The following is a 26,589-nucleotide window of genomic DNA, read 5'->3' as shown; positions in this document are numbered from 1 at the left end:
GCGCTTGCCAGTGGCTGCGCCAGTTGAAATACCTGCGACTCGTCACACACCAGCGCAAACACATGCGGCCACACGGCGCGGGCGTGCATACCGATCCGCGCCTGAAACAACGCACGGACGATCGTTTCGGTCTTGTATCCCGACGCTTCGACCACGATCACCGATGCGTTCGGGAACTCGCGGCACGACGTCCGGATCCGCTCGATGTCGATCACGTCTTCGTCTAGCGCTCCAGGCTTGATCCAGTCGCGAAACGCAAGCATAAAGAACGCCTGTTCCGCTTCGGCATCCGGCGTCTGACGCATTACCGATTCACGATCAATGACGAATGAGGCGGACTCGGTTGAGGATCGCTCGGCGATACGCCGAACCACGGTGGCACACGAAGCACGCTCACCGTGCCACATCGCGGCAGGAAGGCAAACCGTATTCATGTCAGGCATCCAGGAAAGGCGTCGTCTTGCGGAGCGCGCGAAAATAAAATAGCGGACCGCCTTGTAGGAACAGCACATCCCGGCGGCGTCGATACAGATACACGGCGGACAGCGCCGTGCCGAACCAGAGGCTCACCGTTCGAGGCTGAAAATAGTCGGTCAGGCTCCGGACGAAAATCTCGCCCTTGGGCCGCGACGCGAGATGGTTCAGCAATACATCGTTTTCGACTACGAAGGTTTGCACGGCTTGCGTGTGGTCGATGAGAAAACGATGCATGGCACGCTCCGTCCACGAAAACGGCAACTGGTCGAACACCATCAGCTTTTCGAAATCGGCGATGAACCGGCGTAGCGCGTCGATTTGAACCGGGACTCGCGACCGGGACAGGACGTCGATGATCGACGCAATCCGCCGGGTCGATCGCTCGACCGCCGCAACCGGCAATTCGACACGGATATCTTCAGGGACGTACTTGCGTTCGAACTGGTTCATGCACTCCAGCGCTCGCTCCAGACCGACCTTGATAGCCGGTTTGCGCGACAACGGAAGCGCCTCGGTCCAGGACCGCACACGCATGGCCCTGCCCTTTGCGTTCTCGATAAAGGTCCCGGTCACACGCGAGAGCAACGGCCGCGAAACGATAGATTGGGTCAGCCCGAAAGGATTCACGCGGCTTGGAATACCCATGTCCGACGCTCGAAACGCGTGTTCCAGATCCTCGAATTCAATCCAGTGCAGGCTTTCATTTTGCGGGCATGCGAGCCACACCGATTTCTTGCAGAGATACATACTGCCCGTCGGATAGGTGCTCATGCTGTAGCGCAGCACGTTCGCAGTGTGAAAACCTGAAAGTTCGGTCAAAGCAAGCACGCTCGGCGCGAACTCGCTCGGTTGCTCGACTACATCGTCCCGCAAGATCCCTCGTGTGCTCTGGCCACGCACGCGGTGCGAAATCCCGACGTCGGAATAGCGTCGCGGGACGACGTTATGCCGGTCGTCGAAGAAAACGCTTTGCATCGTCGTCAACGGAAAGTAATCGCCGAACTCGCGGACCACCTCGTCGAAATTGGCCGGCAGGAACACCCGATCGTGAATGATGCAGAGGTTCGGATGCGCAGCCTCTTGTGCAAGCCGGTTCTTCTTCGCGCAAATCTGCACCGGCGGCGCCGTGATGTCCTCGCCGACGATCCTCACCTGATCGAAGTACGCAAAATTCTTGCCTGGCCTGCCGCACAAGAGGATCTCTTTCGTCTTGACCTTCAGTTCCAGAATCCGCTTGACGACCATGTTCAGCAGCGTCGCATCCTCGGGACCAACTGGAATCCCGAAGGTCCATGCATCGACCCCCGCGTCCAGCTCTGCCGGCAAGGGCGCGTACTTTTTGAACGTGATCCGGTCGCCGGCGCGTTCGGACACTTCCAGCCCAGAGGCGAAATAGTCGCGCGACAGATAGGTAGTGGCCGGCGGGTCGCCCATGACGGTGATCAGCGAGCCGACTGCGGCTGCGTGCGCAATATCCCAGAACATCAGCGGCGCAAGCGGCGAGTCCGTCGCGAGACCATGGGCGATCACGTGGGTGCCCTTGATCCACGAAAACCGGTTGGTCGCCTTCACTTGCTTGATCGTCCGATCAGCACGGCGGCGCCCCAGCGGGCGGAACGTGACGACCTCGGCGCCCGCGTCGGCTAGCGCGAAGACTTCCGCCGGCAATAACGGCGCAGTCTTTGCACTCACCGGCGCATACCCCAGCGCCTTGAAATGGACAAGCTTCGTTACCGGCATGACGCTGGATCGATGAGGTATTTATCGTTGCGTGCGCCCGGCGTTTTCACGACCACGTTCACCGTGTCGGTCAATGCCTCGAAGTCCGTTACGTCGCCCGGCGCGAGCACGATAATGTCACCTTCGCCCCATTCCTTGCCTGCCATTCGGACCCGGCCCGACACGATAACCGTGATCTCGGTGGCAACGCGGTGGACGTGCGCTTCCTCGCGCGTGCCGGCCGTGTAATGCTTGACCGCCACTTCGCATGCTTCGGTGGACAGTGCGGTCGGCGTGAAGCTCCCTACGAACCAGCCCTTCGTCATATCGGAGAGTTTGAATACTTCCATCTTCAGACCCCGTGCTCGAATTGTGTTTCGACGTGATGCAACTGACGCTCGCTCTTGATCGGGCGGTATTTGCTGTTGTCGATGCTATGTACGCCGATTCGCGCCTGATCGAGAATCAGCTCGTTCAGAACCGGCGTCACATAAAAACTGCCTTCGACATTGGCGTCCTTGCGAATCATTTCCTTGGCGGCCGCGACGAAGCGACGACCGTCCGCGAACCAGTACACGCCTGCCGATGCAAACTTGCTAAGTGGTCGCTTTTCCGCAGCCTCGGTGACGTAGCCATCCACACCGACTCGCACGTACGAATAGCGTGGATGCACCGACGTAAAAGTAATCAAACCCGCGTCGAGCTTGCGCTCGCGGAACGACGCAACCACGCTCGCGAGGTCAACGTCGACGAGCTGGTTCGCGTTGAGAATCAGTAATTCGCTCTCCGTGTCGAGAAACGGCGACGCCAGCAATGCCGTGCACGCAGCGCCCCTGACGCTGTCGTTCGCCGAAATCACCTTGGCGTCCGGATCGAGAATGTTGACCACGTTGCCCAAGTGAAAACGCGTCATCTCGCTCTTGCGCAACGCGACAATGATCTGGCCGCCCGCCAGCGTCTTCGCGGTATCGAGCACGCGCTGGATCAGCGGCGTGCCGTCGATTTCCGTGAGCAGCAGCGGATAGCCCCCGTCGGACGATTCGATTGCGGCCGTACCGGCGCCAAGAATCAGAATGTTCATGCGGCCGCTCCTTGCTGCGCTTGACGAATGCGCGCCATGATGTTTTCGAGGTTGGTCTCTTCCACTTCCTTGACGACGAGGACATGCGCGCCCGACGCACGCGCGGCCTTCACGCCATTCTCGTTGTCTTCGACGATGACGCACTCGTGCGGCTCGCAACCGAGCGCCTGCATGGCCTTCAGGTAAATCTCAGGATTCGGCTTGGCCTGCACTACGTCCTCATTCGACAGAACCACGTCGAGATAGCGCGTGAGTCCCGCTTTTTCCATCATCAATTCGATTGTCTGACGGATCGAATTCGACGCCACGCCGATCTTGTAGCCCTGCGCCTTCAGAGTCGACAGCGCGAATTCGTGCGTGAAACGCGGCTTGCAACTCGCGTGAACCATTTCAGTTGTATAGAGCTGCTTCATTTCGTTGATGAACGAATGCAGACTACGCGGCAGATCGTTTTCGATCGACAGCATCTCGAGCTTCTTCTTGGTCGGCAAACCATCGTACATCGTCAGATGCTCGAGACGATTGATTTCATAACCGAACAGCTGCAACGCACGGTTCAACGCGTCGTAGTGCCATTCCTTGGCCTCTATCAGGACCCCGTCCATGTCGAAAATAACGGCTTTAATCATGTTCGCCTTCCGTTGTCGAAATTTTGGTAACGCTGTTAGCTGAAAAACCGCTGACACTCTTCCGGAACATCCGTGCAGATCAGAACACGGTCATCGTCCCTAAAGCCTTTCACGCTTTCCCAAAGGTCGAGATACGCGCGCCCATGCAACTCCGGCGAAACGATGCACACGCGAAGGCCACGCGCGAGAAGATCGTCGATCGTCTGCTTCGTGTACCAGTGCGACTCGAATGCATCCAGCCAGATGCCGCTCACGGCGTTGATCCACGGTGAATTTTGCTCCACCTCGCTCATGCGGGCGAACACCGGGTTACCTGCGTTAAGGTGCATCTTCATGTCTGGCACCGACATATCGAACACGAACCAGTCGAGTGCGCGGCCTTCGAAGGCATGCTTCAGCGGTTCGGCGAGGCCGTCTGCTTTCACGTTGATTGCCTGCGGCAAATCGCGATCGCCGAGAATCGACAGATAACGCTCAAACGTCATTGCTTCCGATGTCGCCGGATCGTGCGAGATCACGAGCTCGCCGAGGCGGTCGCGTACATCCGTTTCTGTGCCGAAACCGAGGTCGAATGAACGGTTGAATGCCTCGACCGTGTTCTTCTCGCTCTTTTCGAGCCAATAGCCGCGATGAGACAGAATCTTCACAGCAACGCCTCCGTCGCCTTCGCGCAGACCGGCAGGCCGAGGAACAAGTCGAGGTCGGCGGGCGTCCCGAGGCCGTACATGCCGTCCGCTTCGCGTCCGACGTTGTGAATGCCGATCCGGGAGCCTTGTTCGATCAGTTTGTTGTAGGCCGGCGCGACGTAGAACTCGTTGTTCACGCGCAGGTTCTCTTCGATCATCGCTTCCGCGGCACGAACGAAATCCAGGCCTTTGCGGAAGTTGTAGATCCCGACCGTGGCTTCGTTCGAGATCACCTCTTTTTCGACGACTTGCGTGACGAGGCCATCGCGGGACATGCCGACGAATGACCACTTCGGATCATCAGCCCACATCGTCATGATGAGGCCGTCGAGTGCCTGGTCATCCATTTCGGCGAGGTACGTGCCGATGTTTACGTCCACGTATTGATCGCTGTTTGCGATCATCAGCGCGTCGTCGTTGTCGATGAATGCCTTCGCGGCCAGCACCGTGCACGCCGCACCTTCCGTGAGACCGTTCAGCGCGATGATCTCGCTGCCGGGCGCCCACGCCGCCAGTTTTTCGGTGAGGCCGTACTGGTCGATATGAGCCTGCTGGCAGATGAAAATGAAGCGATGCGGCGCCGAAGGACGCAGGTTGTTCACCACGACTTCGATCATCGGCACACCACTCACCTGAATGAGCGGCTTCGGATCCGCATAACCTGCCTTCGCAAAACGGCTACCCGCACCTGCCATCGGAACAACGATGTTGAGCATCTGGATTCAGTCCTTATAGTTTTCGATAAAAGCCGAGTAGATCGCCCACCAGCGGCATAAGACCGGTTGTTCTGAGGAGCGGAAAAATGAAATCGAGTCGACGCATCGTTTGCACGACCGCGCGGCGACGCGCGGCACGTTGTCCGTGACGTACCGTCGAGAGCCCGCGTGGCGCGTGGGACGACGGCGATGACACAGCCAGCCGGAACGCAGGCGATGTGTGGCCGGATTGCTCGCACAGTTCGCGCCAGTCACTTCCCCACAAACAGTTGAAGAACTGATAGTTCGAGCGCGCCGCGTGCGCGTATTTGTCGAAGCGCAAACCAAGCTCGTCGGGATCGCAGACAATGCATTGGTCCGCCAGAAAGCGCCGATACGCCGCGTCGATTTGCGCGTTCGAATCGTTGATGAACGACGGTGTCGAATAGCAACCGCTGCGTTTCGCGAAATCTACGGCAAGATACTGTTCCGGCGTGTAGCGCGCTACGTAACGGCGTGCAAAATAGCTGCTGCCCCTGGCGTGCTCGCTTCCCACTTCGAACCACGTTGCGTCTTCGTCGGACATGAATGGGGCGTCGTAATAAGCGCGCAGCAATTCGGTCGGACCGAAGAAGAACCAGTCGGACAGGTGAAACGGAAACGCTTCGATCCCGTCCGGATGGAGCGTATAAATGCTGCTGGCGAGCAAGCGGTCCCGAGCCTGAGGGTGCGACGCGATGTGGCCATATTTCTCGACGCAAGCGCGTGAAGAAAGCACGCAGTCGGTGCGGATCTTGATCGCGTAACGCGTTGTCACGCGGGCGAGGCCGGCGCGCGACGTCGCAATCTGGCGATTTACGTTGTTCACCGGCGCGCGTTTGTCACGCTTATAGGGCGGTAGCGCGCCGGGATCGGCTGACACGACACAATCTACGTCCACGCCAAGCGGGCGCAGCACAGGATCACTATCCAACGTGCTGACGATCACCTTCGCGCCCGGAAACATCGTGCGCGATTGCACGATGTTGCTTTCGAGCGACGGATGCCACGCGCCCTGGAATACGAGCGTGATGTCGTCGTCGGCGATTGCCACGCCTGTGGAGAAGTCTTGGGTCAACATCATCGCCTCGCTCGGTCATGCGGTTCGACGTCGTCGCCTTCGTCGACAACTGGGACACCGATGGCAACCGATAACAGACGGTGATCGTTCGGATTTGCACCGCTTTCCGACGGAATCGCAAACGTGCCGCATGAGAATCCGATCTTGCTCCAGGGCCGGCGCAGTGCGACACCTTGCAGCGATGCCGATACCCGTTGTCGACCAAAACCGTCGACAGCAATCACTTCGAGATTGAGCGGATATCCATCCGCCAACACCTTGAGTTTGGAGATTTCCCAGCCTGCGATATGGAAATGAACGACGAAAGACAGACTCCGCGCGCGTCGACTGATCGCGACGTTCATGTGCGCGTGGACGCCCATCCAGCGAAACGCCCTGCCGTCACGATCGTCCGTTTCGACCGGATAGAAGTTCGATCCCGCATTACGAACCTCATATAGCGGGAAACCGCGCTCATGCTGCGACAGGCTCTCGACCTCGGAGATTTCCCGTGCTCGTCGTTCCGGCGAGTCATCACGTCCGCCAAGCTTGTAGGTCGAAAGCACGGGATGTACATGAGCGAGAACGCGTAACTGCGCATCGTCCACGCCGGAAAAAAGCGCGTCCCGGTAAAGCAAGAAGTACAGATCCAACGCACTCTCGGCGAGCCCTGCCACCGCGATCGAACGCGCCATGATCGCTTCGGGGACTACGATCCCTTCGGCCACGATCGAAACCAACCGCCCATAGGTGCCCGCATACGCAGCGAATTCGCGCGGTGCGGCGAGACAGATCATGTCGTTCGATCCCGACCAGCTCATCTGCGATGGCAGCCACACATCGCCATCTTGAAGACGAACTTCAGGCAGGTACTGACGATGCGTGTAAATGTCAAAGCGCGTCCGCAATACGCATTGATAGCTGGCAAGATCGGCAATCCGCGCGCTCGCGTAGGCAATTTCGTGCCACATCATGACGAGCGTCGACGCGACAGCCTTCCCCTCGAACGGCGCAACGGCCTTGCGTGACTCACTTGTCGGCACGACGATCGTCGTCACGCCTGGGTAGGCGTCCCGAAGCTCGTCAAGCGCTTGCGGCGTTGCGAATTCCTCGCGGATGACCGCGTGATAAGCGACCTCGCATTCTTCCAGCAAGAACCGGAGTGGCGCGACACAGCGCGCGTAGCCTCGCGGTACACCGGTCAGAAGCACGGCAATGCGTCGTTTGGCGGATACGGGATCGGAAATTGCAATCATTCTTGATAGAAGCTGTACGCTTCGCCGATGCTGTTGAATTCGCTGAGCTTTCCTGACTTCATCACGGCTGCGCGGCGGCAAAATCGCTCCACGAGGCTTGGGTCATGCGACACCACGACGTACGCCCGATCTGCGCGTCGTTCGAACAATTCGTAGTGACACTTCTCATGGAAGCGTGAATCGCCCACTGCAATAATCTCGTCAATCAGATAGCAATCGAAATCGATCGCCAGCGACAACGCGAACGACAGCCGCGCACGCATCCCCGACGAGTAGCGCTTGACCGGTTCTCGCAGATAAACACCAAGCTCGGTGAACTCCTCGACGAATGCCACCTTCTCGTCAAACGGGACGCCGTATATGCGACAGATGAAACGTAGATTGTCGAGCCCGGTCAGACTGCTCTGAAACGCGCCGCCAAAGGCAAGTGGCCACGACACGTTCATTCGACGTGTCACCTTCCCATAGCTCGGCTTTTCTGCGCCGCTTAGCAGACGCAGCAGCGTCGATTTGCCCGATCCGTTGCGACCCAGAATGCCAATACGTTCGCCTTTCTCAACACGAATGTTGACGTCGTCGAGAATTAGCCGCTTGCCGTTACGCGTCGGATAGAACTTGGTGACCTGGTCCAGTACGATCATTCGTGTTCGACCCTCGCTTCTGCAACCTTGCACACGTACAGACCGGCAAGCGTGAGCGTCATGTTGACGGACACGATCCACGGAATATCCGTATGCGCCGTCACCGCGCTGCCGAAATAGCCAGAACGGATCAGTTCGTTCGCCGTGACCATGGGCACCCATAGCACCACCGACTGATAGGCGGTCGGCAGCCACTGGACAAGAAACATGGCCCCGGAAAGCGGAAACAGCAGATACGAAACCGGATGCCATACCCGGTCGACCAGCTCGGTCAGTTCGCTTGCTGCGCCAAGCACCAACGAGAGCGCCCCGCCGAACCACCCCAGCAAAAACCATCCGAGCAATAGCGGGAACAGGTCATCAGGCGGCGCGATCAGATCTGTCCCAACGAACACGCACAGCATCACCGCAAACGCGGCGGTGGCACCGGACAGTTCCAGCAGGATCCGCGCCAGATAGATGTCGAGAATCCGGACGTTACGGTGGTAAAGCAGACTGAGGTTAGGTTGCAGCGCGTGAATGCAACGACCCGCCGTGGTACGCCACAGCTGGATCGACGAGTATCCGGTGACGGCAAAGGCCGTGATGGACAAGTTGCCCGCGTGTTCCTTGAACGTGAAATGCCACAGCAGGGTCACGCCTAGGGTCAGCAACATCGGCTCGAGAAGGAGCCACAGAAACCCGATGTTGTGCCGGCCATAACGCGTCAGCACTTCTCGCATCAACAGTGCGCCAATCGCTCGGGTCTGAAGCTTGAACGAATGCCGCAGGCCGGCACTCGAATCGGCGCGACTAGTCATGGTGCTCTCTCACGCCTGCCAGTAGGAGACTGACGATGCCCCACGTGACGAGGCTGATGACCAGCGCGATCAGTACCGATTTGATCCGACGCGGCCGCGTCGCCACATCAGGCTCGTTGGGCGCGGCAACCACCTCCAGATAAAGCTGCTTGCGCAATGCTTCGTTGCGCGCAGATTCGAGCGTCGCCATCGAAAGCTCGAGCTGCTTGTCAGCGAAAGTCTGCTCAAGCTTCAGGCGCTCATACTGCGCCGCTTTGTCCGTCAGCGACTCGCTGCCACCGGCGACACCTTGCATCTGAAGCCGCGCTTCGTCCTCAAGCGACGCGAGTTGCTGTCGCAACGATTTGATTTGGGGATTGTCCGGCGCGAATGCAGTCAACTGGGCAATCTGCGTTCGGGTGGCAACGATGTTGTCCTGAAGACGCGACACCTGCTGGAGTTGCAGCGCAGACTGCCGTTCCGGATCGAAAATCTTTTGCGCGGTACGGTATGCGGACAGATTGGCGGCAGCGGCCTGGGCACGATCTTCGGCTTCCTGGACTTCCTTGCTAGCTGAGTCCACCAGATCCGACTGCGCGCGCAAGCTCATTTTGTTGACCAATACTTCGGCCATATCCAGCAGCGACCGGTTCAGCGCAAACGCGCTGTCGGCGGTAAACGCATTCACCTTCAGCGTGGTAATACCAGATGTCGAATCGACGTCGACATCGACTCGCCGGTCGTAATACCGGTAGAGGCCTTCGAAGTTTCGCTGGAACTTGAATGCGCCAAAACGGCTAGCGAAGTCGACGTCTTTAGCGCCGAACAAGGTCGAGACGTTCTGCTTCTTTTCCAGTTGCGCCAATGCATCCCGCGACAGGATAAAGTCATGAACCACGTAAACGTTATCTTGAGTGCGGCTGAAACCCGTGCCTTGAAGAATTGCACCTAATCCCGACTGCGTCTGCTTATCGGGTGATCGGACGACAAAGCGGCTTTCCGAAACGTAGATGTCTGAAGCGATAAAGGTGAAATAGATCGCAGCGATGCCGGTCGGCACCACTACGATCCAGAAGAACCGGCTCTTCAACAATCCCTTCCAGCGCGCCGCACCAACCGGACGCTCAATTTCAGTGTTTTTCATTGACTCAGCAATTCAGCACGTATTCGTTTCAACAAGCGACACCGGTCTCGCGCATATAGACGCGCGCAAGCAATGCACACCTCAAGGCGCAAGATTGGATAAATTTGGATTCCGCGGGGATGCTGGCAGGCAAACATCTTTCGATGGCCTGCACTCCCCGTCTGTTTAACGCCCGCGTCTCCCGCGCAGCCGTTACTTGAACGTCGTTACGGTATTCACCACCGGGTAAACAACCGAAAACACGACATTCAGAAACTTTTGAACTTCCGCTATCGGCGCGTTCGAGATATAGAGAAGATCCTTGTCGTCCATCATGAAATTCTGGGCAACAAAGAAACTCCCCGGATCAGTCAGATCGAATCGATAGACAACAGGAACCCGATTGTCAGCTGTCGTTACAACAGGCTGATGCGGCCACTGCAACGCAGTGGCATTCTCAAAGCGGAAAATAAACACACCCTTCGCATCCGCACGGGCATCATTAAGTCCGCCCGCTCTCGCCAGTGCTTGCGCAAGCGAAATCCCTTGCGCCTCGAAATTGACTTCTTCGCTCTTGCCCGACGCCCCTAGAGCGGTGAAGCTCAACGACTGGAACTGTGCAGTCACGACGTCGCCAGGCACCAGTGCAATATTCTGACGCGGGTCTTTGATCACGGCTTGCAAGGGCTGCGCCTCGACCTTGCTGCCGCGCGTCACCTGAATGGTCGTCTTGTCGATCGGTTGCTTGACGCCACCCGCGGCGGCGAGTGCATCCAGCAGACGCTCGCGACGCGGCGTGAGCGCCATCCGTGTACTGCTCGCGACATCGCCGACGACGGTCACGTATGCGCTCGCATTGCGCGACTGACGAACGATCACCTGCGGGTCGTGAGCCTTACCCCTCAATGCCGCGACAATCGCAACTTCGAGTTCGTGCGACGTCTTGTCGGCGGCGCGCACCGTGCCGGCAAACGGCACCTGGATGTTGCCGTCGGTATCGATGACTTGCACCGGCAGCGTGGTCACACGCGAACCGGATTGAACACTCGAAGAAAGATCGTTGTCGCCCAACGCGAAGGTCGCCGGGCCGCCCGAAAACAGCATCGCCGGCGGCGCCTCCCACACGGAAATTTCGACGGCGTCGCCATCGCCCAGGCGCAGACGATACGGCGCCTCGTCGGCGAGTGTCGACGAAAAATCAGCACGGCTTCGATTCGAAAACAATCGGCGTGCGACATCATCAGTGACGTCCACCAATTGAATTCCAGCAGGATTGGATAATCCTGAAGCGCGAGTTACCTGTGAGCTGCTAGGACCCGACGTGGGAATAGCGGAACACGCCCCAAGACAAACAGCTCCCACGGCGATCGACAACCTCGCCCAACGACTTGCGTAAAGCATTTGGCCCATTGTTTGTAAAATTTTTTGGCATTGTACTCACAATCTCTTGAAAAGAGTTACACATTAAAAATTTTTCTTACTCAGCCGTTGGGATGTATAACAGACAGCTTCAATTGCACCGATCTTTGTGTCGTTGGGCAGCACTTGCAAATTGCATCCAATGGACTACCGAAGCAGATTCAATATCAGAACCGCAAGATGGCTCCGAGCAAAATAAGGCCGGTCTTCGAGAACCACGGCGCCATTCATTCGCGGCGCGCTACACGAATGACTTTGCGACTGCTCGTTTGGGCGAAGTGAACGCGAATTCTCTCGCGCACTCGGGTAAAATAGCTCACAGCGTTAAAGAGCCACACTCAACGGACTGAAAAAGTCCGCATGACAGCCAAGAAAAAAGCACCTCAGTGTCAACCATCCATCTGGACGTCACGCGCCTTCTCACGCGCCTTTACGACGGGCTTTTACCCACCGGCGTAGATCGCGTCGGCCTTCAATACATTCAAAAGTACGGCGCTCGAGCGCGCGCAATTCTTAGCGAGCGTGGGTTTTCCACAGTTTTAACCGAGAGAGATTCACAGCAAACGTTTGCCATGCTTCTCTCCTCCATCCGCAATCCGAACTCAATTCGCGCTCTAGTCGGTCGGGCCTGCCTTAATCGCTTGCGAGAAACAAGACTTAATGGCGTGTTGTTGCACACCAGTCACACCGGGATGGAATTCGGCCGTTATTACCGGGCGATGACAAAACGCGAAATTCGCCCTGTATTCATGGTCCACGATTTAATTCCGTTGACCCATGCCGAATACAGCCGCCCGGGAGTCGATGCAACTCACCGTCACCGCATGCACACAGCACTCAGGCACGCGAGCGGTCTGATAGCCAACTCACAAGCCACGCTCGACTCACTCACGGCCGAAGCCCAGCGCGCGGGCCTCAAGCTCCCGCCGAGCGTAGTCGCACGCCTGGCATCAGGCATCACCCAGCGCCCACTCGCAAAGCGTCCCTTGCCCTCACCCTACTTCGTGATGCTCGGCACCATTGAGCCGCGCAAGAACCACTGGTTCATCCTGCACGTCTGGCGGCGTCTCGTCGAACAACTCGGCGCAGCCGCACCGAAGCTGGTCGTGATCGGCCAGCGCGGCTGGGAATGTGAAAACGTCGTCGATATGCTGGAGCGCTGCGAAAGCCTCAAAGGCGTCGTGATAGAAGAAGCGCACTGCTCCGATGCGCAGCTTCACGCTTATCTGCAACACGCTCAGGCGCTACTGTTCCCGTCATTCGTCGAAGGCTACGGCATGCCGCTCGCCGAAGCCCTCGCGCTCAAGGTGCCAGTACTCGCCAGCGACCTCGACGTCTTTCATGAAATCGCCGACGACATTCCGGACTATCTCGACCCGCTCGACGGTCCCGGCTGGCTCGCTAGCATCCAGGCCTATGCCCAAGCCAACAGCCCGGCGCGCGACGCACAATTGACTCGCATCGAACGCTTTCGCGAACCGACATGGGCGGAGCATTTCGAACACGTCGACGGTTTTCTTGAGACGTTGCGCTAGATGAAGGAACGCGTGACTGAACAGCCAACTCCGGCGAGCATCACCGTCAATCTCGGCAGCGTGACGCGCGGATTCCGCTCATTGAATTGGCTGACCCGGCGCTCAGACAATCTCTGGATCGATGGTTCGCTCGGGCGGGTCGCGCTGCGCCTTTCCCGTCTGTGCGGCAAGCGCGTCAACGCAACGTGGCCAGGGCCGGTCTGGTCACGCAGCGCGTCCGGCACGCCCCTGCTGTCGTGGTTCAGCGCACCGGTGACCGATGCTAGCGCCGATGCTTTCGCTGCCGCGATCAATTCGGCACTCACCACCGCGCTCGAACACGATCGGAGCACCAACGCGTCGCCCGAAGTCGAACGACGGATGCAAAGGTTCGTGCGCAGCCATGCCTCGACAAAGCGTCGATCGCAATCCGACTGTCCCGCCGCGCTACTCGAAACCAAATGCCTAACCCGCGTCATGCTGATTGACGAGCGCGCCCGTTCTCATGGGCTCGGCGCGACAGCGGTTCGCAACTCACGTCAAACCTTCATGCGAATGGTGCAAGCTGCCCGCTCGGCCCATCCGCAAGCCGAATTCTGGATCGCGCGATCGGATGACAAAGGCACGGGGCGCTGGCTTTCTTCATCGGTCGACGGCATGCCGCCCGACGCGCAGCGCCTCGCCGATCACGAATCGCTGTGCGCCGCATTGCCTCATGTCGATCACGTCTATACGTTGGGTGCCTCGGAGGGCATGCATGCGTTGCTGGCCGGCGTGCCGGTGCACGTATTCGGTGCACCCTATTACGCGGGCTGGGGATTGACTGACGACGATCTGCTCTTGCCGAACCGCAGCGCACGTCCCACGCTCGCCGCACTATTCGACGTGGTCTTCCTGCGCTTCACACGCTATCTGAATCCGTTCACGCACACGCTGGGCACGCTTGACGATCTGCTCGACAGCATCGAGTTGCAGCGAGCAGTGCGGCACCGTTTCGCGGATTTGCAGCACGTGGCGGGGATACGCTTTCAATGGTGGAAGCGCCCGTTTGCGACGCCGTACGTAAGCGCCGGCGGTGCCACGTTGCGCTGGACGCGCGAGCCGCAGTCCCTGCAGACGAACGAATGTGCAGTACTGTGGGGCGCGCGCAGCGCAGACGGTCTTGCCCCTGAGGTGCGCCGCGTCAGAATCGAAGACGGTTTCTTTCATTCGACAGGCCTCGGCTCCGACATGATCGCACCGCGCAGCCAGGTGATCGATCGCCGCGGCCTCTATTTCGATGCGAGCCAGCCGAGCGATCTCAGCGTGCTGCTCAATGAAACCGAGTTCAGCGCAACCGAACTGGCACGCGCTGCGGCGCTGCGCGATCAAGTTGTGAAGCTCGGCGTCACCAAATACAACCTGGGCCGGCGTCGCCCCGTGTGGACCGCACCGGAAGGCAAGCAAGTCGTACTGGTCCCAGGCCAGGTCGCCGACGACGCATCGATCCTTCTCGGCACCCGCGCCATCGGCACGGCCGACGCGCTGTTGCGCGAAGTACGCAGGCTGCGTCCCGACGCATTCGTGGTCTACAAGCCGCATCCGGATGTGCTGTCGGGTAATCGCAATGGACTGATCGACGCGCAGCAACTCGCGGATATTGTCGACACGGAAGCGGACTTGCTGTCGCTCGTCGACGTGGCGGACGAAGTGCACACACTCTCGTCGCTCGCAGGCTTCGACGCGTTGTTGCGCGGCAAAGCGGTCTTCACATACGGGCTGCCTTTCTATGCGGGCTGGGGACTGACGCACGACGCGCTCGCACCGGTGCCGTGGCGGCATCGTACGCTGACGCTGGACATGTTGTGCGCAGGCGTGCTGGTGCGCTACCCGCTCTACTGGGACTGGCGCACGCGTCTTTTCACAACGCCGGAAGCGGTAGTCGAACAACTCGCACCCCAGGCTGCCCGACCGCTCGAACAGGTCCGCGGTAACCGGATGCGGCCACTGCTCAAAGCAATCCGCTGGACCCGCAACGGAATCTGCCATGCATCATGGCGTTTCCGGCAAAGGCTCGCGCCTCGCGCGTAGCTGCCCGGCCAGGAAACGTACAAAGCCCCGCAAGACTTTCGCCTTGCGGGGCTTTTTTCTCAAGCGACTACGTTTTACGCCTATCGCGACATCATGTGCATGCTGACGTTATGCATAATCCACAATGAGCCAACGATCAGAATCACGGCCGTCAGCACCGTAAAACCGAACGCCATGACGTTCCAGCGCTGTGCCGACGACGTATTCATGTGCAGGAAGAAAACCAGGTGTACGACGATCTGCACGAACGCAAGACCCGCGATCGCGAGCAATGCGTTCTCGCCGGTCAGCGTCCCGTTGAGGACCAGTCCGAACGCCGCGGCAGTCAGAATGACGGAGAGAATGAAACCCACCGTATAGCTGCCGATGCTGCCGTGACTCTCACCCGAGTGCGCCAAGTGGGCGGTTTCGCTATGGTCCATTTAGATCACGCTCGCAAGATAGACAAAGGTGAAGACGCCGATCCACACGACGTCCAGAAAGTGCCAGAAAAGGCTAAGGCACGTCAGGCGAATCATGTCGCGTTCGGTCAGATCGCGATGACGCATCACCTGCACGGCGAGCACCGCCATCCAGATCAAGCCGCACGTCACGTGCAAACCGTGCGTGCCGACCAGCGTAAACAACGACGACAGGAACGCGCTACGGCTCGGGCCTGCACCCTGTGCGATCAGGTGCGAGAACTCGCGCATTTCCAGCACGAGGAACGCAAGACCCAGCAGGAACGTCACGCCGAGCCAGAAAAGCAGCACGCCCTTCCTGTTCTTATGCGCGCCCAACATCGCGAAGCCGTACGTGATGCTGCTCAGCAGCAGCATCGACGTTTCAAGCGCGACGCCCGGGATCTCGAACAGATCCTTGCCAGTCGGACCACCCGCGAACTGGTGCTGCATCACCGCGAACACCGCAAACAGTGACGCGAAGATGATGCAGTCTGTCATCAGGTACAGCCAGAAGCCGAATACCGAATGCGACGGCGGGTGATCGGCATGATGCGCATCGTGATGATGCAAGCCCGCCGCAAGAGTGTTGTTTGACATCAATCCACCTCCAACGCGACCTGCGCATCGGCGCGGGAGCGTTTTTCTTCAATCGCGACCTGCGCACCGGCGCCGGAGCGTTCTTGTTCAATCGCCGCTACCGTGGCGGCCGGGATGTAAAAGCCTTCGTTCTTCTGGAAGCTGTAAATGATCACAGTACCGATCGAGCCGACCAGACCAACAATCGCGAGCCACCAGATGTGCCACACAGCGGCAAAACCCAGCACCAGCGAGAACATCGCCACAACCAGACCCGCGGACGTGTTCGACGGCATGTGAATGTCGCGATACACCGGCTTCGGCCGATTCTTGCGCAACTTCATTTCAGCGAATGCGTCCAGTTCACGCACGTCCGGAATGATCGCGAAGTTGTACGACGCCGGCGGCGAGCTCGTTGCCCATTCCAGCGTGTGACCGTCCCACGGATCGCCCGTAACGTCGCGGTTTTGCGGCAGGTTGCGGTCGCGGATGCTGACGACCAGTTGCAGCACCTGGCAAGCGATACCGATGGCGATCAGCACAGCACCGACCCACGCGAAGATCAGCCACGGATGCCAATCCGGATTGTCATAGTGATTCAGACGACGCGTCATGCCCATGAAGCCCAGCACGTACAACGGCGTGAACGCGACCCAGAAACCGATCTGCCAGAACCAGAACGACGCCTTGCCCCACTTCTCATTCAGCTTGAAGCCGAACGCCTTCGGGAACCAGTAGTTGAAACCAGCCAGGTAGCCGAACAGCACGCCACCAATAATCACGTTGTGGAAGTGAGCGATCAGAAACAGGCTGTTGTGCAGTACGAAGTCCGCGCCGGGAATCGCCATCATCACGCCGGTCATACCGCCGATCGTGAAGGTGACCATGAAGCCGAGGGTCCACAGGATCGGCGTCGTGAACTGCAGACGGCCCTTGTAGATCGTGAACAGCCAGTTGAACACTTTCACGCCGGTCGGAATAGCAATGACCATCGTCGCGATACCGAAGAACGCGTTGACGTCAGCGCCCGAACCCATCGTGAAGAAGTGGTGCAGCCACACGAGGAACGACAGCACCATGATCGCGCAGGTTGCCCACACCATCGTCTTGTAGCCGAACAGCGGCTTCTTGGCGAACGTAGCCACGACTTCCGAGAAGATACCGAACGCCGGCAGGATCAGGATGTACACCTCAGGGTGACCCCATGCCCAGATCAGGTTCAGATACAGCATGGCGTTACCACCGCCGTCGTTCGTGAAGAAGTGCATGCCGAGGTAGCGGTCCAGACCGAGCAGCGCGAGCGTGACGGTCAGAATCGGGAACGCGGCCATGATCAGCACGTTCGTGCACAGCGCGGTCCACGTGAACACGGGCATCTTCATGAACGTCATGCCCGGCGCGCGCATCTTGACGATGGTCACGAAGAAGTTCACGCCAGTCAGCAACGTGCCGATACCGGAGAGCTGCAGACTCCACAGGTAATAATCGACCCCGACACCTGGACTGAACTGCAATTCGGACAGTGGCGGATAAGCCAGCCAGCCCGTTTGCGCGAATTCACCGATCACCAGCGAGATGTTGATCAGGATCGCGCTGATCGCGGTCATCCAGAAGCTCAACGAGTTGAGGAACGGGAACGCAACATCGCGGGCACCGATCTGCAACGGCACGATGATGTTCATCAGGCCGACCATGAACGCCATCGCCATGAAGAAAATCATGATGACGCCGTGCGCGGTAAAGATCTGGTCGTAATGATGCGGCGGCAAGAAGCCTGGCGCGTTATACGACAGCGCTAGCTGGGTACGCATCATGATCGCGTCCGCAAAGCCGCGGAACAGCATGATGAGCGCAACCACGATGTACATCACACCCAGCTTCTTGTGGTCGACCGATGTGAGCCATTCAGTCCACAGGTAGCGCCACTTGCCAAAATAGGTGATCAGACCCAGAACGAGCGCACCGCCGAGGGCGATCCCGGCAGCCGTCACCATGATGATCGGCTCGTGGTACGGAATCGAGTCTAGTGAGAGTTTTCCGAACATGCGTTACCCCTTACCCTTAGGCGCACAGTTAGCGTCGTTCATGTTGTCGAGGACGTTACCGTTGTTGTATCGGGCAATGATGCTGTGAAAGAGCTTCGGATCGACCGACGAGAAGTACCGCACCGGCTCCTTCTCGGTAGGCGCCGACACCACGTGGTAGCGGTCCATGTCGAGACGGTCGGACGAGCCGCGTACCTTGGCGACCCACGCATTGAACTCTTCAGGCGACGTAGCGAGTGCACGGAACTTCATGTCCGAGAAACCCTTGCCGCTGAAATTCGCCGCAGTGCCGGCGTAGTTGCCAGCTTCGTCAGCGATCAGATGCAGACGCGTTTGCATACCCGCCATTGCGTAGATCTGGCCGCCGAGTTGCGGAATGAAGAACGAGTTCATCACCGTGTCGGACGTGATGACGAAGTTCACCGGCGTGCCGACCGGGAACGCCAGCTGGTTCACCGATGCAATCCCGAGGTCGGGATAGATGAAGAGCCACTTCCAGTCGAGTGCGACGACTTCGACGTTAATCGGCTTCACCTGCGACTCGAGCGGCTTATATGGATCGAGCTCGTGCGTGCTTTTCCACGTCAGCACGGCGAGGAACAGAATGATCAGCGTCGGAATCGTCCAGATGGCGATTTCGATACCGGTCGAATGCACCCAGCCTGGACGGTATTCGGCATTCTTGTTCGACGCGCGATAGCGCCATGCGAACAGCAGCGTGAGCGCGATAACCGGAACGACCACGATCAGCATGGCCCAGACCGACGTGGCAATCAGCTCACGTTCAGCCAGACCCACACTCCCCTTCGGATTCAAAACATCGAGGTTGCTGCAACCCGAGAGCAGCAACATGAGGCCGGTGGACAGGAAACTTATCGACCCTCGCAGAGTCTTTCCTTTCATATCCTTTGCCCTTCCTTTACGACTTCAATGAACGTCATTCGACCGCTCTCCCTTAGTAAGCGATCGCATAATAGGGGGTCGTCAAGAGGATATAAACACTCGATTTAGCAACGATCTATTGCGTCGCAACACCGTGTGACACGTTGCCGCACGCTTGTGCGCACGCGAGGGTTTGCAATGCTCTATTGCAGAGTACCGGCGGAGTCACCGGATCACGAAAGTCCCTTTGAATAAGCACTAAAACGCAGCGCGACTTGAATGGTCGCGCAGCGCCTGGTGCTCGAAAAGGGACGTGTGTCGATACGAAGGAGACGCGCCGGCAAAGGCAGCATCCGTGCGACGAATGCTGCACCTGCGCCGCGTTCTGTTTCGATCAGCCCGGCGTGCGTGCCGCGACCGTAGCAGGCGCCGCCGCCTGCAAGTGTTCGCCACCGTCAGCCGGGGCGGAGTCGTCCGAGGGATGCGCGCTTCGTTCCGATTGAGCGAGCAGCGTACCGACTGACGGGTCGATCGCATCGGTGAACGGCTTCGGATTGATGCCGATGGCCAGCACCAGCAAAGCCATCGCGCCGAGCAGCACGAACTCGCGCTTGCCGAGGTCCTGCAGCTTCGCGACGCGTGCATTGGCAATCGCGCCGAAAATCACGCGCTTGTACATCCACAGCGTGTAGGCCGCGCTCAGGACCAACGTGGAGGCTGCGATTGCGCCGATCCAGAAATTGAAGCGGATCGCGCCCATCAACACCATGAACTCGCCGACAAAACCCGAGGTACCCGGCAGGCCGATATTGGCCATCGAGAACAGCATGACGAACGCGGCGAAGCGCGGCATGGTGTTGGCGACGCCACCGTAATCGCCGATCGACGCGGTCTTCGTGCGGTCGTAGAGCATGCCCGTGCACAGCAGCATCGCGCCGGACACCACGCCGTACGACAGCATCTGCACGATCGCGCCCGCCTGACCGATGCGGTTGAAGACGAACAGGCCGAGGGTCACGAGACCCATGTGCGCGATCGTCGAATACGCGAGCAAGCGGCGCATGTCGGTCTGCACAAGTGCCAGCAGGCTCGAATAGATCACCGCGATCAGCGACAGCGTGATCATCATCGGCGCGAAGAAATGGCTGGCCTGCGGGGCGATCGGCAACGCGAAACGCAGCAGACCGTAGCCGCCCAGCTTGAGCATACCGATCATCACGGCGGCGCCGGTCGGGCCGTCGAGGTGGACGTCGGGCAGCCACGTGTGCAGCGGCCACATCGGCACCTTGACGCCGAACGCAGCAAGGAAGCCGAGGAAGACCAGGACCTGCGCCCAGGTGCCCAGATGCGTTTCACGCCACAGCGCGAGGTCGAAGCTGTGCGTCTGGCTGTACAGGTACAGCATCGACATCAGCATCATCAGCGAGCCGAGGAACGAGACGAAGAAGAACTTCACCGCGGCATACGTGCGGTTCGAATTGCCCCACGTACCGATCAGCAGGTACAGCGGAATCAGCGTCGCTTCGAACGAGATGAAGAACAGCATGCCGTCCATCGACGTGAACACGCCCTGCATGAAACCCGACAGCATCAGGAATGCGCCGAAGTACTGCGCGGTGCGCTCGGTGATCGACTCCCACGAAGCGACCACGATGATGATCGTGGTCAGCGCGGTCAATGCGACGAGCCACAGCGAAATCCCATCCACCCCCACATGCCATGCAATATCGAACGTGGGCGACCAGCGGACGTTCTCGACGAACTGCATCGAGGTCACGTCGTTGCGGAAATTCGACACGAGCGGAATCACCGGCAGGAAACCCGCTACCGCGCCGATCAGCGCGAGCCATCGCGTGCGACTGCGTGCCGCGTCAGATCCGGCACGCAAAACCACCAGGCCGGCGACAATAGGGATCCAGATGAGTAGGCTAAGAAGCGGAAGCAATGGCATGTGTTCTGTTGAAAACTTGAAATACAAAACGCCGCTTCAACACCTTCAAAAACGAAAGTATTGAAATGGATATGTAGGCTGGATTTCGCTGAATTCGACGTCGAAGCGGTGCTGCCCGCCTCACGTTTACCCGCAGTCGAATGACCAAGGGTGGGAGATTACCAAGATAAGAATACTTTTGCAGCGCAACAACGCTGCAACGCCTTTGGTAATGCATTGTTGCCACGCCTGGCCTTGCGAAACGCCGAAAAATGTGCAAACGCACAAACTCGCTTGGGAAGGATATTCGCCATGCTTTTTGCATGAAGAAGAAAGCAGATGACGGCCGGTTGGCGACTCTTACACGAGCACTTCCACGCAACGATTGGACTGGAATGATTTATGCAGATGCATGAACCGCCATCAAGGCCGATTTCGGACGGTTGGCGAAAATTTAGCGCGTTCGCGAGCAGAAAATTTTTTTGATCCGGCACTCTAAACAACGTCGGCGAGCACCCGGAAAGACCCAGACGATCCGCTTGCCCGCCTGCTTTCAGATAGATATCAGACGATGGCGGCGTGCGCCTGCGAGCCTTACAGAACCCGAATATACTTCGGCGGTTCAGGGGCCGACGCGCGTGCGCAGCACAGTAGTTTCTTCGCACGGCTGGACGCCGCCCTCATCGGCAAGACTTATCGGATACCGCATGGCGCTTCGTGAAGAAGGTGTCGTTCCCGCGCTCGAATGTCGTGGGCTTAGCAAGGCCTACGGCGCCGGCCGCATCGTGCTGGCACGTCTCGATTTCACACTCGAGCCGGGTGAATTCGTCGCGATCATGGGGGACTCCGGCGTCGGCAAATCGACGCTGCTGAATCTGATTGCAGGACTCGACAGCGCGGATAGCGGCGAGGTGATCATCGACGGCAGCGTGGTTTCGCGTCTGGATGACAATGCAGCCACGCGTTTGCGCCGGCAAAAACTGGGGTTCGTGTTCCAGGCGTTTCACGTACTGCCTCACCTGACACTTGCGCAGAATGTCGCTCTGCCGCTGCTGCTTAACGAGCTACCCACGGCCGGCGCGCTCGATGTGCTCGCGGCCGTCGGCTTGAGCGGCCGTGGCGACGATTTCCCACGGCAACTGTCGGGCGGCGAGTTGCAGCGCGTCGCCATTGCACGGGCGCTTGTGCATCGTCCGAAACTGATTCTCGCGGATGAACCCACCGGCAACCTCGATCCCGATACCGCACACGACGTGCTCGGCCTGTTCCGCGCGCAAAGCAAGGCAACCGGTGCGGCCACCATCATGGTCACGCACTCGGAAGCAGCCGCGGCGGTCGCGGACCGCATCCTGATTCTGAGCGACGGCGGGTTGCACGCATCATCCGCACGCACCACCTTTTCCGACTCGCACGCCGACTCTCGATCCATTGCACGTTCAGCCGACGATGCACGCTGACCCACGCCCACTGCAACGAATGCGAGGTCATCGCATGCTCGCGCGCTGGCTGTTGAGCGCCGAGTGGCGCAGTCATCGCGGACGCGCACTGGTTGCCATCGCAACGATCGCGCTCGGCGTCGCGCTTGGCTACGCCGTTCAACTGATCAACAGCGCGGCCTTCAATGAATTCTCGGCGGCGGCTCGCAGCCTCTCGGGCGAGGCCGATCTGCAGGTGCGCGGTGCACAACCTCTATTCGACGAGGCCATCTATCCGCGTTTGTCGACCGAACCCGGTGTAGCGCTGGCGAGTCCCGTCCTCGCGCTCGATGTCACCGTGCCGGATCAGAACGCCGCGCTGCCCGTGCTCGGCATCGACGTCTTCAAGGCAAGCCGCATTGCGCCGGACCTGATCGGCGTGCCATCGTCGGAACGGCCGTTCGATACGCTCGCGGCTGACACCGTGTTTCTCTCGTCGGCGGCGCAACAATGGCTGAACGTGAAGATCGGCGATGACATCGCGCTGCAAAGCGGTACGTCGATCGTGCACTTTCGCGTGGCCGGCGGTCTCGTGAGAACGCGGCCGGGTCAGCGGCTCGCGGTGATGGATATCGCCGCCGCCCAGTGGAAGTTCGGCAAGGTCGGCAAGCTGTCACGCATCGACGTGCAACTCGAACGCGGCGTCGATCGCGAACGCTTCAAGCGTGACCTGCAAGCACGACTCGGCAGCCAGTGGGTGATCGCCGAGACACGCGACGCCGAAAGCCGCACCGATCGTCTGTCGCGCGCCTATCGAATCAATATGAACGTGCTCGCGCTGGTCGCGCTTTTCACCGGCGCCTTCCTCGTGTTTTCGACGCAGGCGCTGGGGGTCGTGCGACGCCGTGCGCAGTTCGCGATGCTGCGGGTGCTCGGGCTGACGCGTGGCCAGTTGCTGCGCCAGATTCTGCTGGAAGGCGCGCTGCTCGGCCTGCTCGGTTCGCTGTCCGGACTCGCGCTCGGCTATGCGCTGGCAGGCGGCGCCTTGCGTTTTTTCGGCAGCGACCTGGGCGGCGGCTACTTTCCTGGCGTGCAGCCGCACGTCGGTTTCGAACCGCTGGCGACCGCGCTTTTTTTGGCGCTCGGCATCGCCGTATCGGTATTGGGCAGTCTTGCCCCCGCATTGGAGGCGGCGCGTGCGCGGCCCGCAACGGCGCTCAAAGCCGGCGCCGAAGAAGGCGCGTTGGCGCGGCTCGCTACGCCGTGGCCCGCGTTGGCATGCCTGCTGGTTGCGGCCGTGCTCACGCAGGTGCCGCCGTTGTTCGATGCGCCCATCGGCGGTTATCTGGCCGTTGCGCTGTTGCTGGTCGGCGGGATTGCCCTGATGCCGCGCGTGACCGCGTCCCTATTCGGCGCGGCGAGCCGTGCCTTCGGTGCGCGACGCCGCGCCGGCGCGGCCAGCATGCTCGCGTTGGCGCGTCTCGCGAATGCGCCGGGCCATGCATCAATCGCGATGGGCGGCGTGTTGTCGAGCTTCGCGCTAATCGTCGCGATGGCGATCATGGTGGCCAGCTTCCGTGTTTCCGTCGAAGACTGGTTGGGCCACCTGCTCTCGGCCGATCTGTACGTTCGCGTGGCGCCGAACGGGGACACCGGTGGCTTGCGTCCCGACGAACAGACTCTGCTGGCCAGAGTGCCCGGCATCAAGACCGCTGCGTTTGCCCGCTTCTCGCATCTCACGCTCGACCCGGCACGACCTGACGTCGCCGTGCTAGCGCGTGAAATCGACGCCGCCGATCCAGGTGCGACCCTGCAGATGACTGGGGCGGTGCTGTCTCCTTCCGCGTTGCATGAGGGTGAAACGCCTGTTTGGGTATCCGAAGCAATGGTTGATCTGTATGGATATAAGCTTGACCAACGTGTGCAGTTGCCGCTCGGCGAGCGCGGTCACGTGTTCGTTGTGGCCGGCATATGGCGTGATTACGTGCGGCAGACCGGCGCGATTCAGATACGGCTTTCGGACTACCGGCGCCTAACCGGCGACACGGGCGCGACGGATGTGGCTGTCACCGTTCAACCGGGAACAAGTGTCGAACGCGTGATGACCGGCCTGCGTGCGCTGCCCTTCGGTGCATCGCTGACCCTGTCACAACCGGGCGAAATTCGCGCGCGTACGCTGGTTATCTTCGATCGGAGTTTTGCCGTCACTTATCTACTCGAGGGTGTCGCAATCGTAATTGGCCTGTTCGGCGTCGCGGCGACGTTTTCTGCACAAACCCTCGCCCGAGCCCGTGAGTTTGGCATGCTGCGGCATGTGGGTGTGACCCGCTCGCAGGTTCTCGCGATTCTCGGACTCGAAGGGGGGATGCTCACCGCTTGCGGCATCGCGATGGGCTTCGTTCTTGGATTCGCGATCAGTCTGATCCTGGTGTTCGTCGTCAATCCGCAGTCGTTTCATTGGAGCATGTCGCTGCACGTTCCATGGACGGTGCTCGGCACGGTGGCGTTGGTAATGCTGGCTTCGTCGTGTTCGACCGCGGTGATTGCAGGACGAGGCGCGGTGTCGGTGGATGCAGTGCGCGCGGTGAAGGAGGATTGGTGATGGGGGGATTGCCGCGTGAGGTCGTGCAGGTGTCGACGTATCAGGCGACGGAGCGCCCTTATCGAGCTAGTCGCATCGGTCTGGCGCACCGCATTCCAAGCAAGTCATCAGCTACGCTGCCCCGCCTTGCGAGTGCACCGAGACTGAGCGCTACGATTCTTCATGCGGCGTTGCTTTGCATGGGTTTGATGGCTACAGTGCCGGCGTTCGCGGCGACGTCCGAGTTCGCAGCGGTCACGCCGGATCATCCAATCGTCCTTCCGCAAGACACCGGCGCACACGCGGCTTTTCACACCGAATGGTGGTACGCGACAGGCTGGCTCACTACACCGGACAATCAACCGCTCGGTTTCCAGATCACCTTCTTCCGCTCCGCAACTGGCCATGACGCGGCCGATCCGAGTGCGTTCGCACCGTCGCAATTGATCATTGCCCATGCCGCGTTAAGCGATCCGGCACTCGGTCATCTTACGCACGATCAGCGCATTGCCCGCCAAGGCTTCGGGCTGGCGTATGCGAAGCCGGACAACACCGACGTCAAACTCGACGCATGGAAAATCATCCGTGCCGCTGACGGCCACTACGACGTTACCGTAGACGCGAACGGATTCGCGCTGCACCTCGCGTTGACTCCGACGCAAGCGCCTTTGATCCAGGGTGAGCGCGGCTACTCGCGCAAAGGTCCACGACCCGAGCAGGCGAGCTATTACTACAGCGAGCCGCAGTTGCGCGTGACCGGCAGCGTAGTTCGACCTGTCGCGGCGGGCAGCAAATCGAGGGGTGAAACGGCCGTGACCGGCGCGGCGTGGCTCGATCACGAATGGTCGAGCACGCTGCTCGATACCGATGCCGTGGGATGGGATTGGCTCGGCGCCAACCTGACGGATGGCTCGGCCTTGATGGCTTTCAAGATCCGCAGTCGCGATGGACACGCGGTATGGGCACACGCAGCACGGAGAAATCGCGACGGTCAGGTGACGACGTTCGGCCGCGATCAAGTCGACTTCACGCCAGTTCGCACATGGCGCTCGCCGCACACGAACACGTCGTATCCCGTCTCGATGACGGTCAAAACCGGCGCGCTTACGTGGCGCCTCGATCCGTTGATGGATGACCAGGAACTCGATTCCCGCCAATCGACCGGCGCAGTGTATTGGGAAGGTGCCGTGCGGGTGAGCCGTGACGGCGCGGACGTCGGACGGGCTTATCTGGAGCTGACGGGTTATGGGAACGCGATCCGGATCGGGAAGGAGTAACACCGGAAGAAGTGGAGCGCATCGGGCAATGTTCTGCGATGTTTCCAGATCCGGCCGTTACGACGGACAAAGATCTGGACGAGAAGTCCCGGCGTGAGCATGCCATCGCAGTCGTGATGGCGCGACTGGAGGCGAAGCCTCGTTTTGCACCCGCTTTTTGCCGGCGTCTTTTGCGCCCGCTTTCCCGCACCGTAAACGCAAAAACCCCGCCTTTTGGGGCGGGGTTTCTGGACATGCTGGGGAGCCTGACGA

24 protein-coding genes are annotated in these 26,589 nt (G+C 59.6%); 6 read left to right on the top strand and 18 right to left on the bottom strand.

Annotated features, from left to right (window positions below; all coding sequences use genetic code 11):
- The 13 genes from GNZ12_RS42085 to GNZ12_RS42025 form a co-directional block, all read right to left on the bottom strand.
- Positions 1–434: hypothetical protein (locus GNZ12_RS42085; protein ID WP_172318655.1), on the bottom strand; the 434-nt coding region annotated here is incomplete at its 3' end.
- Between the two features lies 1 nt (position 435).
- Positions 436–2,217: a hypothetical protein gene (locus GNZ12_RS42080; RefSeq protein WP_172318653.1), complete on the bottom strand. Its 1,782-nt coding sequence runs from the start codon at positions 2,215–2,217 to the stop codon at positions 436–438.
- Positions 2,208–2,546, bottom strand: a complete 339-nt coding sequence (locus GNZ12_RS42075; RefSeq protein ID WP_172318651.1) for a cupin domain-containing protein — start codon at positions 2,544–2,546, stop codon at positions 2,208–2,210. Before GNZ12_RS42075 ends, GNZ12_RS42080 begins: the two co-directional genes overlap by 10 nt.
- A gap of 2 nt (positions 2,547–2,548) precedes the next feature.
- Complete coding sequence (locus GNZ12_RS42070) at positions 2,549–3,277, bottom strand: glycosyltransferase family 2 protein (protein WP_172318649.1); 729 nt, start codon at positions 3,275–3,277, stop codon at positions 2,549–2,551.
- Entirely contained in the window at positions 3,274–3,906 is a 633-nt protein-coding gene (locus GNZ12_RS42065) for an HAD family hydrolase (RefSeq protein ID WP_172318647.1), read from the bottom strand. Before GNZ12_RS42065 ends, GNZ12_RS42070 begins: the two co-directional genes overlap by 4 nt.
- A gap of 35 nt (positions 3,907–3,941) precedes the next feature.
- Positions 3,942–4,553 (bottom strand): PI-PLC domain-containing protein, encoded by a 612-nt coding sequence (locus tag GNZ12_RS42060; protein ID WP_172318645.1) that lies wholly within the window; start codon positions 4,551–4,553, stop codon positions 3,942–3,944.
- A complete protein-coding gene (locus tag GNZ12_RS42055) occupies positions 4,550–5,308 on the bottom strand; it encodes a glycosyltransferase family 2 protein (RefSeq protein ID WP_172318643.1) in 759 nt (252 codons plus the stop codon). The genes GNZ12_RS42060 and GNZ12_RS42055 overlap by 4 nt, the downstream gene beginning before the upstream one ends.
- 13 nt (positions 5,309–5,321) lie before the next feature.
- Positions 5,322–6,410, bottom strand: a complete 1,089-nt coding sequence (locus GNZ12_RS42050; protein ID WP_172318641.1) for a WavE lipopolysaccharide synthesis family protein — start codon at positions 6,408–6,410, stop codon at positions 5,322–5,324.
- Positions 6,407–7,642, bottom strand: a complete 1,236-nt coding sequence (locus tag GNZ12_RS42045; RefSeq protein ID WP_172318639.1) for a hypothetical protein — start codon at positions 7,640–7,642, stop codon at positions 6,407–6,409. The genes GNZ12_RS42050 and GNZ12_RS42045 overlap by 4 nt, the downstream gene beginning before the upstream one ends.
- The gene (locus GNZ12_RS42040) at positions 7,639–8,283 is read right to left on the bottom strand and encodes an ABC transporter ATP-binding protein (RefSeq protein WP_172318637.1); all 645 of its coding nucleotides are present in this window, start codon (positions 8,281–8,283) and stop codon (positions 7,639–7,641) included. Before GNZ12_RS42040 ends, GNZ12_RS42045 begins: the two co-directional genes overlap by 4 nt.
- On the bottom strand, positions 8,280–9,083 hold the full coding sequence (locus GNZ12_RS42035) for an ABC transporter permease (RefSeq protein ID WP_172318635.1): 804 nt from the start codon (positions 9,081–9,083) through the stop codon (positions 8,280–8,282). The genes GNZ12_RS42040 and GNZ12_RS42035 overlap by 4 nt, the downstream gene beginning before the upstream one ends.
- The gene (locus GNZ12_RS42030) at positions 9,076–10,206 is read right to left on the bottom strand and encodes a hypothetical protein (RefSeq protein ID WP_172318633.1); all 1,131 of its coding nucleotides are present in this window, start codon (positions 10,204–10,206) and stop codon (positions 9,076–9,078) included. The genes GNZ12_RS42035 and GNZ12_RS42030 overlap by 8 nt, the downstream gene beginning before the upstream one ends.
- 192 nt (positions 10,207–10,398) lie before the next feature.
- Positions 10,399–11,586: a polysaccharide biosynthesis/export family protein gene (locus tag GNZ12_RS42025; protein ID WP_172318631.1), complete on the bottom strand. Its 1,188-nt coding sequence runs from the start codon at positions 11,584–11,586 to the stop codon at positions 10,399–10,401.
- A 404-nt stretch (positions 11,587–11,990) separates the two neighbouring features.
- Here GNZ12_RS42025 and GNZ12_RS42020 point away from each other — a divergent pair, with 404 nt between their 5' ends.
- Together GNZ12_RS42020 and GNZ12_RS42015 are read left to right on the top strand one after the other, a co-directional pair.
- Positions 11,991–13,139, top strand: coding sequence for a glycosyltransferase family 4 protein (locus GNZ12_RS42020; protein ID WP_172318630.1), 1,149 nt, complete (start codon positions 11,991–11,993; stop codon positions 13,137–13,139).
- A complete protein-coding gene (locus tag GNZ12_RS42015) occupies positions 13,140–15,188 on the top strand; it encodes a capsular polysaccharide biosynthesis protein (protein ID WP_172318629.1) in 2,049 nt (682 codons plus the stop codon). It abuts the gene before it with no gap.
- An 80-nt stretch (positions 15,189–15,268) separates the two neighbouring features.
- On the opposite strand, the gene cyoD is transcribed toward GNZ12_RS42015, so the two are convergent.
- The 5 genes from cyoD to GNZ12_RS41990 all read right to left on the bottom strand — a co-directional run bounded on the left by cyoD (position 15,269) and on the right by GNZ12_RS41990 (position 21,085).
- Positions 15,269–15,610: a cytochrome o ubiquinol oxidase subunit IV gene (gene cyoD / locus GNZ12_RS42010; RefSeq protein WP_172318628.1), complete on the bottom strand. Its 342-nt coding sequence runs from the start codon at positions 15,608–15,610 to the stop codon at positions 15,269–15,271.
- Entirely contained in the window at positions 15,611–16,228 is a 618-nt protein-coding gene (gene cyoC, locus GNZ12_RS42005; protein ID WP_172318627.1) for a cytochrome o ubiquinol oxidase subunit III, read from the bottom strand.
- Positions 16,228–18,252 carry a cytochrome o ubiquinol oxidase subunit I gene (gene cyoB / locus GNZ12_RS42000; RefSeq protein ID WP_172318626.1) on the bottom strand — a complete coding sequence of 675 codons (2,025 nt, stop codon included), beginning with the start codon at positions 18,250–18,252 and terminating at the stop codon, positions 16,228–16,230. The genes cyoC and cyoB overlap by 1 nt, the downstream gene beginning before the upstream one ends.
- A gap of 3 nt (positions 18,253–18,255) precedes the next feature.
- Positions 18,256–19,155 carry a ubiquinol oxidase subunit II gene (gene cyoA, locus GNZ12_RS41995; RefSeq protein ID WP_172318625.1) on the bottom strand — a complete coding sequence of 300 codons (900 nt, stop codon included), beginning with the start codon at positions 19,153–19,155 and terminating at the stop codon, positions 18,256–18,258.
- Positions 19,156–19,528: 373 nt separating this feature from the next.
- The gene (locus GNZ12_RS41990) at positions 19,529–21,085 is read right to left on the bottom strand and encodes an NADH-quinone oxidoreductase subunit M (protein ID WP_172318624.1); all 1,557 of its coding nucleotides are present in this window, start codon (positions 21,083–21,085) and stop codon (positions 19,529–19,531) included.
- Between the two features lie 686 nt (positions 21,086–21,771).
- Here GNZ12_RS41990 and GNZ12_RS41985 point away from each other — a divergent pair.
- The 4 genes from GNZ12_RS41985 to GNZ12_RS44055 form a co-directional block, all read left to right on the top strand.
- A complete protein-coding gene (locus tag GNZ12_RS41985) occupies positions 21,772–22,521 on the top strand; it encodes an ABC transporter ATP-binding protein (protein ID WP_172318623.1) in 750 nt (249 codons plus the stop codon).
- Entirely contained in the window at positions 22,511–25,081 is a 2,571-nt protein-coding gene (locus GNZ12_RS41980; RefSeq protein ID WP_172318622.1) for an FtsX-like permease family protein, read from the top strand. The genes GNZ12_RS41985 and GNZ12_RS41980 overlap by 11 nt, the downstream gene beginning before the upstream one ends.
- Before the next feature lie 179 nt (positions 25,082–25,260).
- Positions 25,261–26,337, top strand: coding sequence for a lipocalin-like domain-containing protein (locus GNZ12_RS41975; protein ID WP_172318620.1), 1,077 nt, complete (start codon positions 25,261–25,263; stop codon positions 26,335–26,337).
- Between the two features lie 11 nt (positions 26,338–26,348).
- Positions 26,349–26,589 (top strand): hypothetical protein (locus GNZ12_RS44055; RefSeq protein ID WP_216673577.1); only part of this gene is annotated, 241 nt, incomplete at its 3' end.

Origin of the sequence: Paraburkholderia solitsugae, assembly GCF_013177695.1 — a bacterium.
In the GTDB taxonomy this organism is placed as follows: Bacteria; Pseudomonadota; Gammaproteobacteria; order Burkholderiales; family Burkholderiaceae; genus Paraburkholderia; species Paraburkholderia solitsugae.
The sequence above is the reverse complement of the archived record's forward strand: the minus strand, read 5'-3'. Positions and strand labels throughout refer to the sequence as shown.

Excerpts from the sequence above, each read along its gene's own strand:
- GNZ12_RS42080 (WP_172318653.1), bottom strand. The coding sequence starts at position 2,217 with ATGCCGGTAACGAAGCTTGTCCATTTCAAGGCGCTGGGGTATGCGCCG.
- GNZ12_RS42075 (WP_172318651.1), bottom strand. The coding sequence starts at position 2,546 with ATGGAAGTATTCAAACTCTCCGATATGACGAAGGGCTGGTTCGTAGGG.
- GNZ12_RS42070 (WP_172318649.1), bottom strand. The coding sequence starts at position 3,277 with ATGAACATTCTGATTCTTGGCGCCGGTACGGCCGCAATCGAATCGTCC.
- GNZ12_RS42065 (WP_172318647.1), bottom strand. The coding sequence starts at position 3,906 with ATGATTAAAGCCGTTATTTTCGACATGGACGGGGTCCTGATAGAGGCC.
- GNZ12_RS42055 (WP_172318643.1), bottom strand. The coding sequence starts at position 5,308 with ATGCTCAACATCGTTGTTCCGATGGCAGGTGCGGGTAGCCGTTTTGCG.
- GNZ12_RS42050 (WP_172318641.1), bottom strand. The coding sequence starts at position 6,410 with ATGATGTTGACCCAAGACTTCTCCACAGGCGTGGCAATCGCCGACGAC.
- GNZ12_RS42045 (WP_172318639.1), bottom strand. The coding sequence starts at position 7,642 with ATGATTGCAATTTCCGATCCCGTATCCGCCAAACGACGCATTGCCGTG.
- GNZ12_RS42040 (WP_172318637.1), bottom strand. The coding sequence starts at position 8,283 with ATGATCGTACTGGACCAGGTCACCAAGTTCTATCCGACGCGTAACGGC.
- GNZ12_RS42035 (WP_172318635.1), bottom strand. The coding sequence starts at position 9,083 with ATGACTAGTCGCGCCGATTCGAGTGCCGGCCTGCGGCATTCGTTCAAG.
- GNZ12_RS42030 (WP_172318633.1), bottom strand. The coding sequence starts at position 10,206 with ATGAAAAACACTGAAATTGAGCGTCCGGTTGGTGCGGCGCGCTGGAAG.
- GNZ12_RS42025 (WP_172318631.1), bottom strand. The coding sequence starts at position 11,586 with ATGCTTTACGCAAGTCGTTGGGCGAGGTTGTCGATCGCCGTGGGAGCT.
- GNZ12_RS42015 (WP_172318629.1), top strand. The coding sequence starts at position 13,140 with ATGAAGGAACGCGTGACTGAACAGCCAACTCCGGCGAGCATCACCGTC.
- cyoD (WP_172318628.1), bottom strand. The coding sequence starts at position 15,610 with ATGGACCATAGCGAAACCGCCCACTTGGCGCACTCGGGTGAGAGTCAC.
- cyoC (WP_172318627.1), bottom strand. The coding sequence starts at position 16,228 with ATGTCAAACAACACTCTTGCGGCGGGCTTGCATCATCACGATGCGCAT.
- cyoB (WP_172318626.1), bottom strand. The coding sequence starts at position 18,252 with ATGTTCGGAAAACTCTCACTAGACTCGATTCCGTACCACGAGCCGATC.
- cyoA (WP_172318625.1), bottom strand. The coding sequence starts at position 19,155 with ATGAAAGGAAAGACTCTGCGAGGGTCGATAAGTTTCCTGTCCACCGGC.
- GNZ12_RS41990 (WP_172318624.1), bottom strand. The coding sequence starts at position 21,085 with ATGCCATTGCTTCCGCTTCTTAGCCTACTCATCTGGATCCCTATTGTC.
- GNZ12_RS41985 (WP_172318623.1), top strand. The coding sequence starts at position 21,772 with ATGGCGCTTCGTGAAGAAGGTGTCGTTCCCGCGCTCGAATGTCGTGGG.
- GNZ12_RS41980 (WP_172318622.1), top strand. The coding sequence starts at position 22,511 with ATGCACGCTGACCCACGCCCACTGCAACGAATGCGAGGTCATCGCATG.
- GNZ12_RS41975 (WP_172318620.1), top strand. The coding sequence starts at position 25,261 with ATGGGTTTGATGGCTACAGTGCCGGCGTTCGCGGCGACGTCCGAGTTC.